Origin of the sequence: Pseudomonas azerbaijanoccidentalis (assembly GCF_019145495.1) — a bacterium.
Classification (GTDB): Bacteria; Pseudomonadota; Gammaproteobacteria; order Pseudomonadales; family Pseudomonadaceae; genus Aquipseudomonas; species Aquipseudomonas azerbaijanoccidentalis.
In genome coordinates this window covers 297,317-313,695 of sequence record NZ_JAHSTU010000001.1, presented here as the reverse complement: position 1 = coordinate 313,695, position 16,379 = coordinate 297,317, and the positions used below count along the sequence as shown (strand labels likewise).

At 57.8% G+C, this 16,379-nt stretch carries 13 protein-coding genes and 3 pseudogenes; 7 read left to right on the top strand and 9 right to left on the bottom strand.

The features are described from left to right. Window positions 1-109: 109 nt before the first annotated feature. The 3 genes and pseudogenes from KVG88_RS01555 to KVG88_RS01545 all read right to left on the bottom strand — a co-directional run. A pseudogene (locus tag KVG88_RS01555) lies at window positions 110-784 on the bottom strand (pyridoxal phosphate-dependent aminotransferase); the annotation flags it as partial. A 67-nt stretch (window positions 785-851) separates the two neighbouring features. After that, on the bottom strand, window positions 852-1,331 hold the full coding sequence (locus tag KVG88_RS01550) for a hypothetical protein (RefSeq protein WP_217870070.1): 480 nt from the start codon (window positions 1,329-1,331) through the stop codon (window positions 852-854). 150 nt (window positions 1,332-1,481) lie between these two features. Beyond that, window positions 1,482-2,669 carry a pyridoxal phosphate-dependent aminotransferase gene (locus tag KVG88_RS01545; protein ID WP_217870069.1) on the bottom strand — a complete coding sequence of 396 codons (1,188 nt, stop codon included), beginning with the start codon at window positions 2,667-2,669 and terminating at the stop codon, window positions 1,482-1,484. A gap of 169 nt (window positions 2,670-2,838) precedes the next feature. On the opposite strand from KVG88_RS01545, the pseudogene KVG88_RS01540 reads away from it, so the two are divergent. Further along, window positions 2,839-2,991: pseudogene (locus tag KVG88_RS01540) on the top strand (DUF6124 family protein); the annotation flags it as partial. A 92-nt stretch (window positions 2,992-3,083) separates the two neighbouring features. On the opposite strand, the gene KVG88_RS01535 reads toward KVG88_RS01540, so the two are convergent. Both KVG88_RS01535 and KVG88_RS01530 read right to left on the bottom strand, forming a co-directional pair. After that, window positions 3,084-4,223 (bottom strand): glycerate kinase, encoded by a 1,140-nt coding sequence (locus KVG88_RS01535; RefSeq protein WP_217870068.1) that lies wholly within the window; start codon window positions 4,221-4,223, stop codon window positions 3,084-3,086. Between the two features lie 267 nt (window positions 4,224-4,490). Then, on the bottom strand, window positions 4,491-5,612 hold the full coding sequence (locus KVG88_RS01530) for a sugar diacid recognition domain-containing protein (RefSeq protein ID WP_217870067.1): 1,122 nt from the start codon (window positions 5,610-5,612) through the stop codon (window positions 4,491-4,493). Window positions 5,613-5,772: 160 nt separating this feature from the next. Between KVG88_RS01530 and KVG88_RS01525 the strand changes: the two genes are divergently transcribed. The 3 genes from KVG88_RS01525 to rarD all read left to right on the top strand — a co-directional run bounded on the left by KVG88_RS01525 (window position 5,773) and on the right by rarD (window position 9,327). Beyond that, window positions 5,773-7,083 carry an MFS transporter gene (locus KVG88_RS01525; protein ID WP_217870066.1) on the top strand — a complete coding sequence of 437 codons (1,311 nt, stop codon included), beginning with the start codon at window positions 5,773-5,775 and terminating at the stop codon, window positions 7,081-7,083. A gap of 151 nt (window positions 7,084-7,234) precedes the next feature. Then, window positions 7,235-8,248 (top strand): aldo/keto reductase, encoded by a 1,014-nt coding sequence (locus tag KVG88_RS01520; RefSeq protein ID WP_217870065.1) that lies wholly within the window; start codon window positions 7,235-7,237, stop codon window positions 8,246-8,248. 197 nt (window positions 8,249-8,445) lie between these two features. Beyond that, the gene (gene rarD, locus KVG88_RS01515) at window positions 8,446-9,327 is read left to right on the top strand and encodes an EamA family transporter RarD (protein WP_217870064.1); all 882 of its coding nucleotides are present in this window, start codon (window positions 8,446-8,448) and stop codon (window positions 9,325-9,327) included. A 116-nt stretch (window positions 9,328-9,443) separates the two neighbouring features. On the opposite strand, the gene hppD is transcribed toward rarD, so the two are convergent. Beyond that, on the bottom strand, window positions 9,444-10,520 hold the full coding sequence (gene hppD, locus KVG88_RS01510) for a 4-hydroxyphenylpyruvate dioxygenase (protein WP_217870063.1): 1,077 nt from the start codon (window positions 10,518-10,520) through the stop codon (window positions 9,444-9,446). A 264-nt stretch (window positions 10,521-10,784) separates the two neighbouring features. Further along, a pseudogene (locus KVG88_RS01505) lies at window positions 10,785-10,898 on the bottom strand (EamA/RhaT family transporter); the annotation flags it as partial. A gap of 235 nt (window positions 10,899-11,133) precedes the next feature. Between KVG88_RS01505 and KVG88_RS01500 the strand changes: the two are divergent. Together KVG88_RS01500 and KVG88_RS01495 are read left to right on the top strand one after the other, a co-directional pair. Further along, window positions 11,134-12,666 (top strand): EAL domain-containing protein, encoded by a 1,533-nt coding sequence (locus KVG88_RS01500; protein ID WP_217870062.1) that lies wholly within the window; start codon window positions 11,134-11,136, stop codon window positions 12,664-12,666. 234 nt (window positions 12,667-12,900) lie between these two features. Continuing rightward, entirely contained in the window at window positions 12,901-13,266 is a 366-nt protein-coding gene (locus tag KVG88_RS01495; protein ID WP_008031084.1) for a histone-like nucleoid-structuring protein, MvaT/MvaU family, read from the top strand. Between the two features lie 177 nt (window positions 13,267-13,443). Here the strand turns inward: KVG88_RS01495 and KVG88_RS01490 are convergent, their stop codons facing one another. Continuing rightward, window positions 13,444-13,887: a DUF4946 domain-containing protein gene (locus KVG88_RS01490; protein WP_437179935.1), complete on the bottom strand. Its 444-nt coding sequence runs from the start codon at window positions 13,885-13,887 to the stop codon at window positions 13,444-13,446. A gap of 226 nt (window positions 13,888-14,113) precedes the next feature. Between KVG88_RS01490 and gloA the strand changes: the two genes are divergently transcribed. Then, window positions 14,114-14,635 (top strand): lactoylglutathione lyase, encoded by a 522-nt coding sequence (gene gloA / locus KVG88_RS01485; protein WP_130903393.1) that lies wholly within the window; start codon window positions 14,114-14,116, stop codon window positions 14,633-14,635. 131 nt (window positions 14,636-14,766) lie between these two features. On the opposite strand, the gene ahpF is transcribed toward gloA, so the two are convergent. Then, window positions 14,767-16,332 (bottom strand): alkyl hydroperoxide reductase subunit F, encoded by a 1,566-nt coding sequence (ahpF, locus tag KVG88_RS01480; protein WP_217870061.1) that lies wholly within the window; start codon window positions 16,330-16,332, stop codon window positions 14,767-14,769. Window positions 16,333-16,379 lie beyond the last annotated feature (47 nt).

Here is a 16,379-nt window from a genome sequence, read left to right as displayed (position 1 = left end):
TCCCGTCGTTCTGCGCTTGGGAGGAGTAAACCTTGTTTTATGAAAGTGCGTAACTGTCAAAGTTGACAGGTAGCGCCACTTATTTTGTGCGCGGGTGGGAGGTGAAACGTCAGGCTCGCAACCCCTCGAGCAAGTCCGAGGCGCACAGTGTGATGCGTCGGCAGGCGTCGGCCAGTTTGGCCCGATCCACCACCAGCCCCAGGCGAATATGCCCCGCTGCACTGGGCCCAAACGCTTCACCGGCGAGCACTGAAACCCCATAACCTTCCAGCAGCCGCTCGGCAAAATGCTGCGCCGACAAACCGGTCTGACGCACGTCGACCATCACGAACATGCCGCCATCGGGGCAAATCGCGTGGATACCCGGGCAATGGTTGAGGCTGGCGCATACCAGGTCGCGACGCAGGCGATATTCTTCACGCATCAGCGCCACTTCCGGCAGGTTTTCATCGAGGGCCAATTGCGCGGCGTTCTGGATGAAGTCCGGTACGCCGAACAACATGCACAACGACAGATTCACCAAGTGTTCGCACAGGGCTTTTGGCCCAATCACCCAGCCCACCCGCCAGCCGCTCATGGCGTGGGATTTGGACAGGCTGTTGATGGTCGCGGTGCGTTCGGCCATGCCAGGCAAACTCGCCGGGCTGATGTGCTCGCCCTCGAACAGCAGCTCGCTGTAGACCTCGTCGCTGATCAGCCACAAGTCATGACGAATGCACAACGCGGCCAAGGCCTTCCAGGTGGTCAGCGGCAGGCTGGCGCCGGAAGGGTTGTTGGGACTGTCGAAGAACAATTGTCGTCCCGCGCGACAACCGTAGCTAAGCGAAAACGAAATTCAGGATCGATTCATTTTAAGGCAATGGCGATCGCTTGATATCAACACAACTCAACTTCCCTTCAGTCGGTACACTTGTATTGATTTTTTTGTTAACCAGCATCACCCCTCTGACGACTATCTCTCCTTCAGCTGCTGATACAAGACTTGGAATAGACACCCAACCGGTCGAAACGGGGTTAATGTATGTTTTCAGCTGGAAGTACCATTCTTGTGTAGACCCATCACATTTTTCTGACTCAAGCCTAAAATTAGTGGCCGACGGCGCATTTTCAAGGCGAAAGTAAGTCATCTGATCATTCACGCAGCCATGATCATCTGATCTAAAATCCACTCTTGAAGTTTCAAGTGGGAGTCCACAGGTGTCTCCTCCACCGTCGGAATTTTCAGCAAACTTAATCATCGGAGTCGCCAAACTATCCGCCACTACACCTTGCGCTGCAAGCAGACCTACGGCAAATGACAACGCCAAAGTAAGCACTCTAAGAAAACTCATCTCGTAACTCCTAAACTGAGCAAAATAAATGATCGGAAATCGCTCGTTAGTTTTACGCCTTACTTATAACGCTGCCTACTATCAGAACTGATAGGTTACGCCTCGATATTAGGGTGCTATTGTTTGTTATGGATATCCATATAATCAATTTTAAGCCCGGCGCACTTCCAGAAGGTCTGTCGCGCACAGTGTGATGCGTCGGCAGGCGTCAGCCAGTTTGGCCCGATCCACCACCAGACCGATGCGAATATGCCCCGCTGCACTGGGCCCAAACGCTTCACCGGCGAGTACTGAAACCCCATAACCATCCAGCAGCCGCTCGGCAAAATACTGCGCCGACAAACCGGTCTGACGCACGTCGACCATCACGAACATGCCGCCATCGGGGCAAATCGCATGGATACCCGGGCAATGGTTGAGGCTGGCGCATACCAGGTCGCGACGCAGGCGATATTCCTCACGCATCAGCGCCACTTCGGGCAGGTTTGCATCGAGGGCCAATTGCGCGGCGTTCTGGATGAAATCCGGTACGCCGAACAACATGCACAACGACAGGTTCACCAAGTGTTCGCACAGGGCTTTTGGCCCAATCACCCAGCCCACCCGCCAGCCGCTCATGGCGTGGGATTTGGACAGGCTGTTGATGGTCGCGGTGCGTTCGGCCATGCCTGGCAAACTCGCCGGGCTGATGTGCTCGCCCTCGAACAGCAGCTCGCTGTAGACCTCGTCGCTGATCAGCCACAAGTCATGACGAATGCACAACGCGGCCAAGGCCTTCCAGGTGGTCAGCGGTAGGCTGGCGCCGGAAGGGTTGTTGGGACTGTTGAGCAAAATGGCGCGGGTTTTGGGCGTGATACGCGCCGCGACATCCGCAGGGTCAACCCGAAAGCCATTCTGCGAACGCACCGGCACCGGTACCACTTTCGCGCCGCAGGCACCGAACACGCCTTCGTAGGTGACGTACATCGGTTCGGCGACCAGCACTTCGTCACCGGGGTCGAGCAGGCATTGCACCACCGAATACACCGCGCACTGCGCGCCGGGGAAGACGATCACATGCTCGGCATCCACGGCTTGCCCACTGCGCTGGCGATGACGCCGGGCAATGCTGTCGCGCAAACCCTGGCTGCCGCGCACGGCCGGGTAGTGCGTGTCGCCAGCCAGCAAACTGTCGATAGCCGCATGGACGATGGGGATTGGCGTGTCGAAATCGGGATCGCCAATCGACAGCAGCAGTACATCGACACCCTGCTCGCGCAGCTCAAGCGCTCGATCGTGAATCTGCCAGGCCGCCGCTCCGTCACCGGCGATTCTTTGAGTCAAGGCTGAGTAGCGCATGCGGTTCTCCTGTCGCGCGGTTTCCTTGCCACAACCCTATCTTAAATCGCCAAACACGCCACCCCGTAAGCCATTGTTTAATGGTGTTTAAGGTTACTTTCTGAAAGCCGCTCTGACATGAAGAAGCCTTCGCCCAATCCGCCGGACAACGATCCAGCATCCCCATACGGAAACGCTGGTGTCGGTGGAGGTGATGATCCATCAGTTGGTCGATCATCTGGACGGTGGATCGCGCAATGCCCTGCTGGGCATTTCAAACAGTGTGATGCTGGCCGAGATCACGGCGAACCGGGTGATGGATCAGATTGATCCACGGGGGTAGGTACATAGGATCAAAAGATCGCAGCCTTCGGCAGCTCCTACAGGGAATCGTAATTCAAATGTAGGAGCTGCCGAAGGCTGCGATCTTTTGCTTTAACGGCAAACAGCCACCCGCCAAACCCGCGCCACATCGCTCGCGCGCTCTTGCAGCAAACGCGGCGCCTGGGCACAGGCCTGCTCCAGCGTCATCGGCCCGCTCGCCAAAGCGAACGCGGCGTCGATGCCATGTTCGTACAACGCCTGATAACCCTCGCCCAGCGTACCGGCAATAACGATGACCGGCACACCCTGCTGCCGGGCAATACGCGCTACACCAAACGGCGTTTTGCCGCGCAGGGTTTGTGCGTCGAAACGTCCTTCGCCGGTGATCACCAGATCGGCATTTTTTACCGCATCAGCCAGGCCTACCAGCTCGGCCACCACCTCGACACCGGCCTTGAATTGCGCCCCCAAAAACGCCTTCGCCCCAAACCCCAAACCGCCCGCCGCGCCACTTCCCGGCTCGTCGCGTACGTCTTTTTCCAACACGTTGGCGCAGTGCTCGGCAAAGTGCCCGAGGGCACGATCCAGTTGCTGCACCTGCTCGGGCGACGCACCTTTTTGCGGACCGAAAATCGCCGAGGCGCCGTGTGGCCCACACAGTGGATTATTCACATCCGCGGCAATGTCGAAACGCACATCGGCCAAACGCGGGTCGATGTTGCTGAGGTCGATGCGTGCCAATTGCGCCAACGCCAAACCGCCCGGCGGCAGGGATTGGTTTTCGGCATCCAGCAATTTCACGCCCAACGCCTGCATCGCACCGGCGCCACCGTCATTGGTCGCACTGCCGCCAATGGCGAGGATCACCCGCTGCGCACCGGCATCCAGCGCCGCACGAATCAACTCGCCAGTGCCGAAGGTGCTGCTGATGCACGCATCGCGCTGCCCGAGCGGGACCAGTTGCAAACCGCTGGCTTCGGCCATTTCGATGATCGCGGTGTGGCTATCGGGCAGCCAGCCCCAGGCGGCATTCACCGGCGCACCCAAAGGCCCGCGAACCTCAGTGCGGCGCAACTCGCCGTTGCAGGCAGCCAGCACCGACTCGACCGTCCCTTCCCCACCATCGGCCATCGGGCATTTGATCAACTGTGCATCAGGCCAAACCTCGGCAAGGCCGACAGCGATGGCGTCAGCCACACCTTGGGCGCTGAGGCTGTCTTTGAACGAATCGGGGGCGATCACGATTTTCATGGGAATTCTCCAGTTCCAATGCCCACATGCTGCCAGCCGCCACACACAATAACGCCGGTCCGCTGCACAAGCGGGTGTGAGGATTATTGTTCATTTCCACAAAAACCCGGCACCACACCGACCACCGTAGCAGCTGTCGAGCTTGCGAGGCTGCGTTCGGCTGCGAAGCCGTCGTCAATCCATTCAACCGTGTATGCCAGACAAATAGTGGATGCCGGGTTTGCGAGGACTTCGTCCTCGAACGCAGCCTCGCAGGCTCGGCAGCTGCTACGGAATGGTGTCGGTCTGGGGAAGCAGTTGCACGCCCAAGTACAGCGCCAGCATGCCGTCCAGCTTGAGCGGATCAACCCCGCTCAGCTCGGCAATCCGCTCCATCCGGTAGCGCAAACTGTTGCGGTGAATCCCCAAGGCCTCGGCGCACGCCTGACTTTGGCCATCGTGTTCACACCAACTGCGCAACGTCGCCAGCAACTGGCCGTTGCCGTCCTTGGCGATGACCTTGCGCAAGGGATTAAGCAATTCGTCCAGCGCATCGTCGTTGCGGTGGCGCCAGAGCATCACCGGCAATCGATAGCGGTTGAGCGTCAACAAGCGCGAACCGGGCAACACATCGCGCCCGTACGCCAGCAAGTCGCCGACCCGACGATAACAGCGACGCAAGCCGATCAAGCCATCGGCCTGCCCGCCCACGGCGATGCGCAGAATGTTCCAGCCCAGGCCATCGAGTTTTTCCAACAGTCGGTCATTTTCCACGGACTGGCTGGCCGGCCGGCACCACAGCAGTGACGACTTCGCCGAACTGACGCACCAACTATCAGGGTAGCGCGAGGTCAGCCAGGCACTTAGCGCTTCGGCGGTTTGCCCAGGCCCGTGCTCCATGCCCAATTCAAACAGGTACGGCACCCGCGTCATCTGCGGCTTGAGCCCCAGTTGTTGCGCCTCATCGATCAAGCGCGGCGAACTCCCGGCATCGCTGAGCAGCAACGCCAGCAAGTCATCGCAACGCTGGCGCCGCCATTGCTGCTCGGCCTGCTGGTTGCGCTGGCCCACCAGCATCTCGGCGGTCATCCGTACCAGTTCGGCGTAGGTGCGCAGTTGCTCGGGTTCGCCGGTAATGCCCAGCACGCCGATCAAACGCTGATCGAGCATCAAAGGCAGGTTGATCCCCGGCTGCACGCCTTTGAGGTGGATCGCGGTTTGCGCGTCGATTTCCACCACGCGACCGTTGGCCAACACCAGTTGCGCGCCTTCATGCCGGGTGTTGACCCGTTCCGGTTCGCCGCTGCCGAGGATCAAACCCTGACTGTCCATGACGTTGACGTTGTACGGCAGGATCGCCATCGCGCGGTCGACGATGTCCTGGGCCAGGTCGTGATCGAGTTCGAACATAACGGTGATCCTTGAAAGCGTGGTTGTTCACCCGCACAGGGCTTGGTAGCAAACCCTGTGCTCAGGCACAAAGACAGCAGCCCCGAGGGTGGTCGAGACTCTCGGGGCGATCAACGTTACCCTTTGCATCGCAAAAAATCATAATAAAGAGAGAGCCGCCATGTCACAGAGCGCCGCCGCTACCCAGGCCATCGTTGACGAGAAAAACGCCGTCTACAAGCGCATTACCCTGCGTTTGATCCCCTTCATTTTCATCTGCTACCTGTTCAACTACCTCGACCGGGTGAACGTTGGATTTGCCAAACTGCAGATGCTCGACGCGCTGAAGTTCAGCGAAACCGTATACGGCCTCGGCGCCGGAATTTTCTTCATTGGCTACGTGCTGTGCGGCGTACCCAGCAACCTGGCGCTGACCAAGTTCGGCCCGCGACGCTGGATCGCGTTGATGATGATCACCTGGGGCACGCTGTCGACCTGCTTGCTGTTCGTGACCACGCCAACCGAGTTCTACACCTTGCGCCTGTTCACCGGCGCGGCCGAAGCCGGGTTCTTCCCGGGCGTGGTGCTGTACCTCTCGCAGTGGTTCCCGACCTTCCGCCGTGGCCGCATCATGGCGCTGTTCATGTCGGCAATCCCGGTATCTGGCTTGCTCGGCAGCCCGTTCTCTGGCTGGATTCTCAATCACTTCGCCGCAGGTCAGGGCGGATTGGCCGGATGGCAGTGGATGTTTTTGCTGCAAGGCATTCCGACGGTTGTACTGGGCGCGCTGGCGTATTTCCTGCTCAGCGACAGCTACGCCAATGCCAAATGGCTGACTCCGTTCGAGCGTTCGGTGCTGGAAGCCGACCACGCCGAAGACCTGGCCAACAAGCCAAAAACGACAACTGATTCGCTGCTGGCGGTGTTCAAGAATCCGGCAATCTGGGCGTTCGGCCTGATCTACTTCTGCATCCAGAGCGGTGTCTACGCGATCAACTTCTGGCTGCCGTCGATCATCAAGAACCTGGGCTTCAGCGATAACCTGGTGATCGGCTGGCTGAGTGCAATTCCGTACCTGCTGGCCGCCGTGTTCATGCTGATTGTTGGCCGCTCGGCGGACTTGCGCAAAGAACGCCGCTGGCACTTGGTAGTGCCGATGCTGATGGGCGCGCTTGGCTTGCTGATCGCGGTGAACTTCGCCGCCAACCCGGCCATCGCCATTCTCGGCCTGACCATCGCCACCATGGGCGCCCTCACCGGCCTGCCGATGTTCTGGCCGGTGCCGACCGCCCTGCTCAGCGCGGGTGCGGCGGCGGGTGGCTTGGCGTTGATCAACTCCATGGGCCAGATGGCGGGTTTCCTCAGCCCGTACCTGGTGGGCTGGGTCAAGGACAGCACCGGTTCGACCGATGCCGCGTTGTATCTGCTGGCGGCCGTGATTGTCTGCGGCAGTCTGCTGGCGCTGCGCATGACACGCACATTGCGAGTTTAAGTCGCGAAGATCAAAAGATCGCAGCCTGCGGCAGCTCCTACAGGGATTGAGTTCACCTGTAGGAGCTGCGGCAGGCTGCGATCTTTTCATTTGCCACACCCGATTTTTCTGGTATTTGATTGAGCCTTTCCCTCCGGCAAAGGATTTCCTCATGAGCTACCGCACACTGGGTCATTCGGGCCTGCAAGTGTCCACCCTGACCCTGGGCACCATGATGTTCGGCGAACAGACCAGCACCGAAGATTCCCTGCGAATCATCGATAAGGCCTGGGACCAGGGCATCAATTTCATCGACACCGCCGACGTCTACACCAACGGCCATTCCGAAGAAATCGTCGGTGAAGCCATCGCCCGTCGCCGCCATGAATGGGTGCTGGCGACCAAGGTCGGTTTCGGCCCGGTGGACGGCGTGCCGAACCGCAGCGGTTTGAGCCGCAAGCATATTTTCAATGGTCTGGAAGCCAGCCTCACGCGCCTTGGCACCGACTATCTCGACGTCTATTACCTCCATCGCGAAGACCACAACACCCCGTTGGAGGTGACGGTGTCGGCCATTGGCGATTTGATTCGCCAGGGCAAGATCCGTTATTGGGGCCTGTCCAACTACCGTGGCTGGCGCATCGCCGAAGTGATTCGTATCGCCGACAAACTCGGGATCGACCGGCCGGTGATCAGCCAGCCGCTGTACAACATCGTCAACCGTCAGGCCGAAGCCGAACAAATTACTGCCGCGCAGAATTATGGCCTCGGTGTCGTGCCCTACAGCCCCTTGGCTCGTGGCGTGCTCAGCGGCAAGTACGCGCCGGACGCAAAGCCTGACGCCAACAGCCGCGCCGGGCGCCAGGACAAACGCATCCTGGAAACCGAATGGCGCGTCGAGTCCTTGCGCATCGCCCAGCAGATCCAGCAATACACCGAGCAACGCGGTGTGGGCATCGTCGAGTTCGCCATCGCCTGGGTGCTGAACAACACTGCCGTCACATCCGCCATTGTCGGCCCGCGCACCGAAGAACAATGGGACGCCTACACTAAGGCGCAAGCGGTGAAGATCACGGCTGAAGACGAAGCCTTCATTGATTCGCTGGTGACACCGGGGCATGCCTCGACACCGGGCTTCAATGATGTGAGCCATTTTGTGTCGGGTCGTAAACCACGTAATACCTGACGACATAGGTACCCTGTGGGAGCTGGCTTGCCAGCGATGGCGGTTGCACATTCAAAGCCGAGGTTGGCTGATAGACCGCTATCGCTGGCAAGCCAGCTCCCACAGGCTAGGTATTGATTGATCGGTCAATGTCCGGCTGAAAAAACACGTATCCTCTGCGCCCGTTTCACACTCACTCAAAATCACGCGAGGACAGCTTGTCTAAAGGTATCGCTCTATCGGTTTCAGCCTCGGTGCTGTTTGCCGTCATGTATTACTACACCTCGCTGCTCACCCCGTTGAGCGGCGTGGAAATTTTTGGCTGGCGCATGCTGCTGACCGTGCCGTGCATGACGGTGTTCATGCTGGTATCTGGCGAGTGGCGGCGTGTGGTCGACCTGCTGCGCAGGATCGGCGCGCAACCCAAATTGATCGCAGGCCTGCTGCTTTCATCGGCACTGCTGGGCGTACAACTCTGGCTGTTCATGTGGGCGCCGCTCAATGGCTACAGCCTCGACGTCTCGCTGGGCTATTTCCTGCTGCCGCTGGCCATGGTACTGACCGGGCGCATCGCCTACGGCGAACGCCTGTCGTACTTGCAAAAAGTCGCGGTGTTTTTCGCGATCCTCGGTGTGATCAATGAGCTGTATCAGGTGGGCGGTTTTTCCTGGGCCACGCTGGTGGTGGTCGTGGGTTACCCGTTGTACTTCGTGCTGCGCAAATGGCTGAAGGCCGACAACCTCGGCGGGCTGTGGCTGGACATGACGCTGATGCTGCCCATCGCCTATTGGTTCGTGCACGGTGGTGAGCAAGGCTTCGGTGTGTTCGATCAACACCCGGCGCTGTCCTGGCTGATTCCGCTGCTGGGCTTGATCAGCGCGTCGGCGCTGGTGGTGTACATCATCGCCAGTCGCTTGTTGCCGTTCAGCCTGTTTGGATTGTTGAGCTATGTGGAACCGGTACTGTTGCTCGGCGTGGCGCTGTTGCTGGGGGAAAGCATCAAGCCGACTGAATGGCTGACGTATATCCCGATCTGGATGGCGGTGCTGGTGTTGGTGTTTGAAGGGTTCAAGCATCTGATGCGACAGCGCAGGCCTTAATGCAAAAGATCGCAGCCTTCGGCAGCTCCTACACAATTCCTGTAGGAGCTGCCGAAGGCTGCGATCTTTTGATCTACAAAAAAAACCGGTCAAAAGACCGGTTTTTTTACCTCAGATCAGTCAGTGGACAACACACCACGACGCACCTGATCACGCTCGATCGATTCGAACAGCGCCTTGAAGTTACCTTCGCCGAAGCCGTCATCGCCCTTGCGCTGGATGAACTCGAAGAACACCGGGCCCATCAGGGTTTCCGAGAAGATCTGCAGCAGCAGACGCTTGTCGCCCGACTCGGACGAACCGTCCAGCAAAATGCCCCGCGCTTGCAGCTCGCCAACCGGCTCGCCGTGGTTTGGCAAGCGGCCTTCGAGCATTTCGTAGTAGGTGTCCGGCGGCGCGGTCATGAAGCGCATGCCGATGCTTTTCAGGTGGTCCCAGGTCTTGAGCAAGTCGTCAGCCAGGAACGCAACGTGCTGGATACCCTCGCCGTTGAACTGCATCAGGAACTCTTCGATCTGTCCCGCGCCCTTGGACGACTCTTCGTTCAACGGGATGCGGATCATGCCATCCGGTGCGGTCATGGCCTTGGAGGTCAGGCCGGTGTATTCGCCCTTGATGTCGAAGTAGCGGATTTCACGGAAGTTGAACAGCTTCTCGTAGAAGTTGGCCCAGTAGGCCATGCGACCGCGATACACGTTGTGCGTCAGGTGATCGATGATCTTCAGGCCGGCACCGACCGGGTGACGGTCGACGCCTTCAAGGAACACGAAATCGATGTCGTAGATCGAGCTGCCTTCACCAAACCGGTCGATCAGGTACAGCGGCGCGCCACCAATGCCTTTGATCGCCGGCAGGTTCAGCTCCATCGGGCCGGTTTCGATGTGGATCGGCTGTGCGCCGAGTTCCAGGGCACGGTTGTAGGCTTTTTGCGAATCCTTGACGCGGAACGCCATGCCGCACACCGACGGGCCGTGCTCGGCCGCAAAGTACGACGCAACGCTATTAGGCTCGTTGTTGAGGATCAGGTTGATGGCGCCCTGACGATACAGGTGCACATCCTTGGAACGGTGGGTCGCGACCTTGGTGAAGCCCATGATCTCGAAGATCGGCTCCAGGGTGTTCGGGGTCGGCGATGCGAGCTCGATGAATTCAAAGCCCATCAGGCCCATCGGGTTTTCGTATAAATCTGCCATGGTTGGCGCCTCATCATTCTGGTCAATTAACAAAGGTTAGTTGCGAGCAATGCTGAGACCGGTGGGTGGCGCGCAGGAGATGCCCCGCACGCTGCGAGCGAGGAAATCACCGTAGATCAATTGAAACCCAAATATCTTCATTTTCGACCCAAGGCTATGACGGGCGAGGCTTCTGCTGCCAGAAGACGATTATTCTTGTATGCGTAACCTGATTCTACACAGCGTAAATCAGTTTGTCCGCCCTCTGTATAAAATCCCCCTTTTTCAGGCCCGCGCAAAGGGTTTGTTACACAGGAATATACCCAACAGAATCAACCCGCCGCCCAGATACATGGCCATCGTCAGTTGCTCGCCCAGCAGCGGCGCACCCAGGATGACCTCGGCGCGCCGCTCACAGGTCGTCATAAGTTTCCACGGCGGGTAATGGGCAGGACGACGTATCATTCAACACCGGCGACGCTGGCCTTTATCAAAATGGCTGAACGTTTGGATTACCGTTGAACGGCATAACTGCCACTCGCGAACTATCATGGCTCGTACCTGAACTCTTTTTGGGAGGCGTTTCGCCCTGCCAGCATTCGAGAGCTCCATTTCATCGCTACAGGTTTCGCGAATGCCACTAAAAAACAAACCCCGCAAACGCGGCCTCAAGCTTGCGGTGACCTTGCTCAGCGGTTTGCTCCCGATAGCTTTGGGCGTTGTCATCCTCTATATGCAGGCCGAGCGCGCGCTCGTCCAAAATGCACAGGAAACCGCCGAAGAAGCCATTCGCCAGTTTGAACTGATGCTCGACAACACCGCACAAGCGGCGCGCGAGTTGCTGCCCCTGGCCGGGCAAAGTTGCCTGGACGTCAAGCTCGCCCTGCGCGAACAAGTAACCCGTCGCCCCTTTGTGCGCTCGACCAACCTGATGTGGGACGACACCATTTATTGCAGCTCCCTGTTCGGCGACTATCACGAAAAAGTCTCTTCCGGTGACTACGCCGGCGGGCGGTTGCTGCTGATGCGGGGTAACCCGGTCACACCCGATACCGCCCTGCTGATCTACCGGCTTGAGGACGGTAAACGCGGAGCACTGAGTACGCTCGACGGTTACCACTTGAGCAACGTACTGCGCCTGATCGGCCGGCAAACATTGCTGGTGCTTCAAGTGGGAAACAACTCCCTGACCGCCGACGGTCATTTTCACGAGGGCGCCCTGCCCGACTTTCCCGTTGCCCAAAGCATGCTCAAGTCGTCTCGCTACGATTTCAGCGTGGCCGCAGGTTTTCCTGAAGGCGAAACCTGGCGCTACATGAGCAGCGAATACCCGCCGCTGTTCAGTTTGCTGATCTTTTTCGGGGTCATTTCCGGCGCGATCGGCCATGTGCTGCAGAAGCGCTCAACGTCCCCCACCTACGAAATGCAACGTGCGCTGGAAGCTGCTGAGTTCGTTCCTTACTTTCAGGCCGTGGTGCATGGCGACAGCAAGAAAGTGTCGGGTGTCGAAGTATTGATGCGCTGGAATCATCCGAAAGAGGGGCTGGTGCGGCCGGATCTGTTCATTCCGTTTGCCGAGCACTCCGGGTTGATCGTGCCGATGACCCGTTCGTTGATGCAGCAAACCGCCGCCCTGCTGGCCCCGCTGTCGAGTTCATTCGACGAACCGTTTCACATCGGCATCAACATCACCGCAAGCCACTGCCAGAACCTTGAACTGGTGAAGGATTGCCGCGAATTCCTCCACGCCTTCGCGCCCGGTTCAATCCACCTGGTGCTGGAATTGACCGAACGCGAACTGATCGAGCCCACCGCCATCACCCATCAACTGTTCGAACAGTTGCATGAACTTGGCGTCATGATCGCCATCGACGACTTCGGGACCGGGCATTCCAGCCTCGGCTATTTGCGCCAGTTCAATGTCGACTTCCTGAAAATCGACCAAAGCTTTGTTGCGATGATCGGCGTCGACACACTGACCAGCCACATTCTCGACAGCATCATCCAACTTGCAGGCAAGCTCGACCTGGCAATGGTTGCAGAAGGTGTAGAAACCCAAGCGCAAAGTGATTACCTGACCGCGCATAACGTTAACTTTCAGCAAGGCTATCTGTACGGCCGTCCCATGCCTGGCGCGGAGTTCATTAGTGCATTAAGCGATCATTAACCGATGGTTTTATGCGACGAGACAGCCAACAGGCGCACCAATTTGATTCAAAAGACTACTCTTGTTACATGAAGAAAAAGACATGATTTACTCTTGGTCAATTAACTACTACAATTTTTCATGCCTGCGGTAAATTGGCAGGTGAGCCATTTATCACCGAGTCGCTTCAAGGCTCTTGGCTTATAGCTTTGTTTGCGGTTGGTATCAGCCAAACACACTATTGGAGTAAAGATATTGTCCAGACTCGCTGAATTCCGTGCAGCTGAAAAGGCCCTTCAAGAACAGCTCAAGCAGCTTGAATCCCTGAAGAACGATGCCGGGCTCAAGAAAGAAATCGAATTCGAAGAAAAGCTCCAGGGGCTGATGAAAACCTACGGCAAGAGCCTGCGCGACATCATCGCCATCCTCGACCCGAACCCGGCAAAGTCCGGCTTGCAGCAAGCCGCAGCGCCTAAAACCCGTCGTGCTCGCGTAGTCAAGGTTTATCAGAACCCGCACACCGGTGAACTGATTGAAACCAAGGGCGGCAACCATCGCGGCCTGAAAGCCTGGAAGGAACAATACGGTGCTTCCACCGTTGATTCCTGGCTGCGCGGTTAAACATTCGCGCTGTAAAAAAAGCCCTGCTAATGCAGGGCTTTTTCATGAACACCATCTAAATGCGACGATGTGTGTCGATCAACTCAGCACTTTAGCGACTAACTTTATGCTTAATCCCATCGGGTATCTAAAAATTTCAGCAACGCGGGCAAAGCCTGCAATCACTTAAATCTTTAGCTAAAGTTTCAAGCCGTTACGCACCGCGTCTATTTCATCCTGACTGGCTTTATAAGCCTCAGCCTGCCCTGCATAGGAAAGAACATAGGCCTTATCGGCATCCACCGCTGCGACCAAAGTTTGAGAAAGCACATGCCGCCCGTTCTGGGTGATGGTGCAGGTAGATTCCAACGCAGATAAACGGCTTAACGTAGTCGGATGGATCCGGTTGCAGACACTTTGATAGCCACTTTGAAAAAAGTCTTTTTGTACCGACTTGCGCATTTCCAGCAACACGCCTTCCAGGTTCACTTGATGCCCGCTTTCCACTTTCGTCATGGTCAACTCCATCACCATGACGGGCGTCCCGCCTTGATCGTTTTTCACCGCACGCTGACGAGAAACACCGGAAGTCGCATCGCTTTGCGCTATCTCTTCAACCTGCCAACCGGCAGGCCAGTTCATCACCGGTGCTTCGGCGCGCGCAGTGGCAACCCCGCACAGCAAGCCAATCGAGATGAGTAACGCTTTACCGATTCGAACCATTGCCATGAACACTCACAGGAAGAGTCTTGAAGTCTGAGCCTCGACCGACTGTCAGGCAATAGCCGACGCTTTGGGTTTGGTGATGTCGCATCCCTTGCGTATCATTATCGCCAATCGTCAGCCCCACTTATTTTCCGGAGGGCCCATGAGCCTGCAAGAATTGAACACCTTCCCCGGCGTTACCGCACAACCTGACACCGCGACGCAGAAATTCGTCTTCAACCACACCATGCTGCGGGTCAAGGACATCACCAAGTCCCTGGACTTCTACACACGTATCCTGGGTTTCACACTGGTGGAAAAACGCGATTTCCCGGAAGCCGAATTCAGCCTGTACTTCCTCGCGCTAGTCGACAAGGCCCAGATCCCGGCCGACGCCGCGGCCCGTACCGAGTGGATGAAGTCGATCCCGGGCATCCTGGAACTGACCCACAACCACGGTACCGAAAACGACCCGGACTTTGCTTACCACAATGGCAACACCGACCCGCGCGGCTTCGGCCACATCTGCATTTCGGTGCCGGATATCGTCGCCGCGTGCGAGCGTTTTGAGGCGCTGGGTTGCGACTTCCAGAAACGCCTGACTGACGGCCGCATGAAGAGCCTGGCGTTCATCAAAGACCCGGATGCTTACTGGGTTGAGATCATTCAGCCGGCACCGCTGTAAAACAAGATCAAAAGATCGCAGCCTGCGGCAGCTCCTACACCGATCCATATAGGAGCTGACGCTGCGATCTTTTTGATCCATAAAAAAACCCCATGATCACTCATGGGGTTTTGTGTTTTCAGCGTCTTGATTTACGCCGGAGCTGAAGTCCGGATCAGGTGATCGAATGCGCTGAGGGAGGCCTTGGCGCCCTCGCCCACCGCAATCACGATCTGCTTGTACGGCACGGTGGTCACGTCGCCGGCGGCGAACACGCCCGGCAGCGAAGTCTCGCCACGCGCATCGACGATGATCTCGCCACGCGGTGACAGCTCGACGGTGCCTTTGAGCCAGTCAGTGTTCGGCAGCAAACCGATCTGCACGAAGATGCCTTCAAGGTTGATCGTGTTGAACTCACCTGAATCGCGATCCTTGTACACCAGGCCGTTGACCTTCTGGCCGTCACCTTTCACTTCACTGGTCAGTGCACTGGTGATGACGTCGACGTTGGGCAGGCTGTACAACTTGCGCTGCAACACTGCATCAGCGCGCAGTTTGCTGTCGAACTCCAGCAGCGTGACGTGGCTGACAATGCCCGCCAGGTCGATCGCCGCTTCAACGCCGGAGTTACCGCCGCCGATCACCGCTACGCGCTTGCCTTTGAACAACGGGCCATCGCAGTGCGGGCAGAAACAAACGCCTTTGGCTTTGTATTCCTGCTCACCCGGCACGCCCATTTCGCGCCAGCGTGCGCCGGTGGCGAGGATCAGAGCCTTGGTTTTCAAGGTGGCACCGCTTTCGAAGCGAACTTCATGCAACTCGCCGGGATTTTTCGCCGGGATCAACGCGCTGGCGCGTTGCAGGTTCATGATGTCGACGTCGTACTGCTTAACGTGTTCTTCGAGGGCGCTGGCCAGTTTCGGCCCTTCGGTTTCCTGCACGGAGATGAAGTTTTCGATGGCCATGGTGTCCAGCACCTGCCCACCAAAACGCTCAGCCGCCACACCGGTGCGAATGCCTTTACGAGCCGCGTAGATCGCTGCCGAAGCACCGGCTGGACCACCGCCAACCACCAAGACATCAAAGGATTCTTTGGCGCTGATTTTCTCGGCCTGACGCTCGATACCGCTGGTGTCGATCTTGGCGAGGATTTCTTCAAGGCCCATGCGGCCCTGACCGAAGTTCACTCCGTTGAGGTAGATGCTTGGCACTGCCATGACCTGGCGCTCATCGACTTCCGCCTGGAACAACGCGCCGTCGATAGCGACGTGGCGGATGTTCGGGTTCAGGACCGCCATCAGGTTCAACGCCTGGACCACGTCCGGGCAGTTCTGGCAGGACAGCGAGAAGTAGGTTTCGAAGCTGAATTCACCTTTGAGCGAACGGATTTGTTCGATCACTTCGGCACTGGCTTTCGAAGGGTGGCCGCCGACTTGCAGCAGGGCCAGCACCAGGGACGTGAATTCGTGCCCCATCGGGATGCCGGCGAAGCGCAGGCTGATGTCGGCGCCCGGGCGATTGATCGAGAACGATGGCTTGCGAGCATCATCACCGTTGTCGAGCAAAGTAATCTGGGTGGAAAGACTGGCAACGTCTTTCAACAATTCGAGCATTTCCTGGGATTTCGCACCGTCGTCGAGGGATGCAACGATCTCGATCGGCTGGGTGACCCGTTCCAGGTACGATTTCAACTGGGCTTTAAGATTGGTGTCCAACATACGGGCGATTTCCTTGAATTCTTGAGACAAAAAAACGCCCGAGCGAA

What these genes read in the sequence shown, in the direction of transcription:
- KVG88_RS01535 (WP_217870068.1), bottom strand. Translation starts at nt 4,223, where the DNA reads ATGAAAATCGTGATCGCCCCCGATTCGTTCAAAGACAGCCTCAGCGCC.
- KVG88_RS01500 (WP_217870062.1), top strand. Translation starts at nt 11,134, where the DNA reads ATGCCACTAAAAAACAAACCCCGCAAACGCGGCCTCAAGCTTGCGGTG.
- ahpF (WP_217870061.1), bottom strand. Translation starts at nt 16,332, where the DNA reads ATGTTGGACACCAATCTTAAAGCCCAGTTGAAATCGTACCTGGAACGG.
- KVG88_RS01520 (WP_217870065.1), top strand. Translation starts at nt 7,235, where the DNA reads ATGAGCTACCGCACACTGGGTCATTCGGGCCTGCAAGTGTCCACCCTG.
- KVG88_RS01490 (WP_437179935.1), bottom strand. Translation starts at nt 13,887, where the DNA reads ATGAACTGGCCTGCCGGTTGGCAGGTTGAAGAGATAGCGCAAAGCGAT.
- KVG88_RS01545 (WP_217870069.1), bottom strand. Translation starts at nt 2,669, where the DNA reads ATGCGCTACTCAGCCTTGACTCAAAGAATCGCCGGTGACGGAGCGGCG.
- hppD (WP_217870063.1), bottom strand. Translation starts at nt 10,520, where the DNA reads ATGGCAGATTTATACGAAAACCCGATGGGCCTGATGGGCTTTGAATTC.
- KVG88_RS01525 (WP_217870066.1), top strand. Translation starts at nt 5,773, where the DNA reads ATGTCACAGAGCGCCGCCGCTACCCAGGCCATCGTTGACGAGAAAAAC.
- KVG88_RS01550 (WP_217870070.1), bottom strand. Translation starts at nt 1,331, where the DNA reads ATGAGTTTTCTTAGAGTGCTTACTTTGGCGTTGTCATTTGCCGTAGGT.
- KVG88_RS01530 (WP_217870067.1), bottom strand. Translation starts at nt 5,612, where the DNA reads ATGTTCGAACTCGATCACGACCTGGCCCAGGACATCGTCGACCGCGCG.
- gloA (WP_130903393.1), top strand. Translation starts at nt 14,114, where the DNA reads ATGAGCCTGCAAGAATTGAACACCTTCCCCGGCGTTACCGCACAACCT.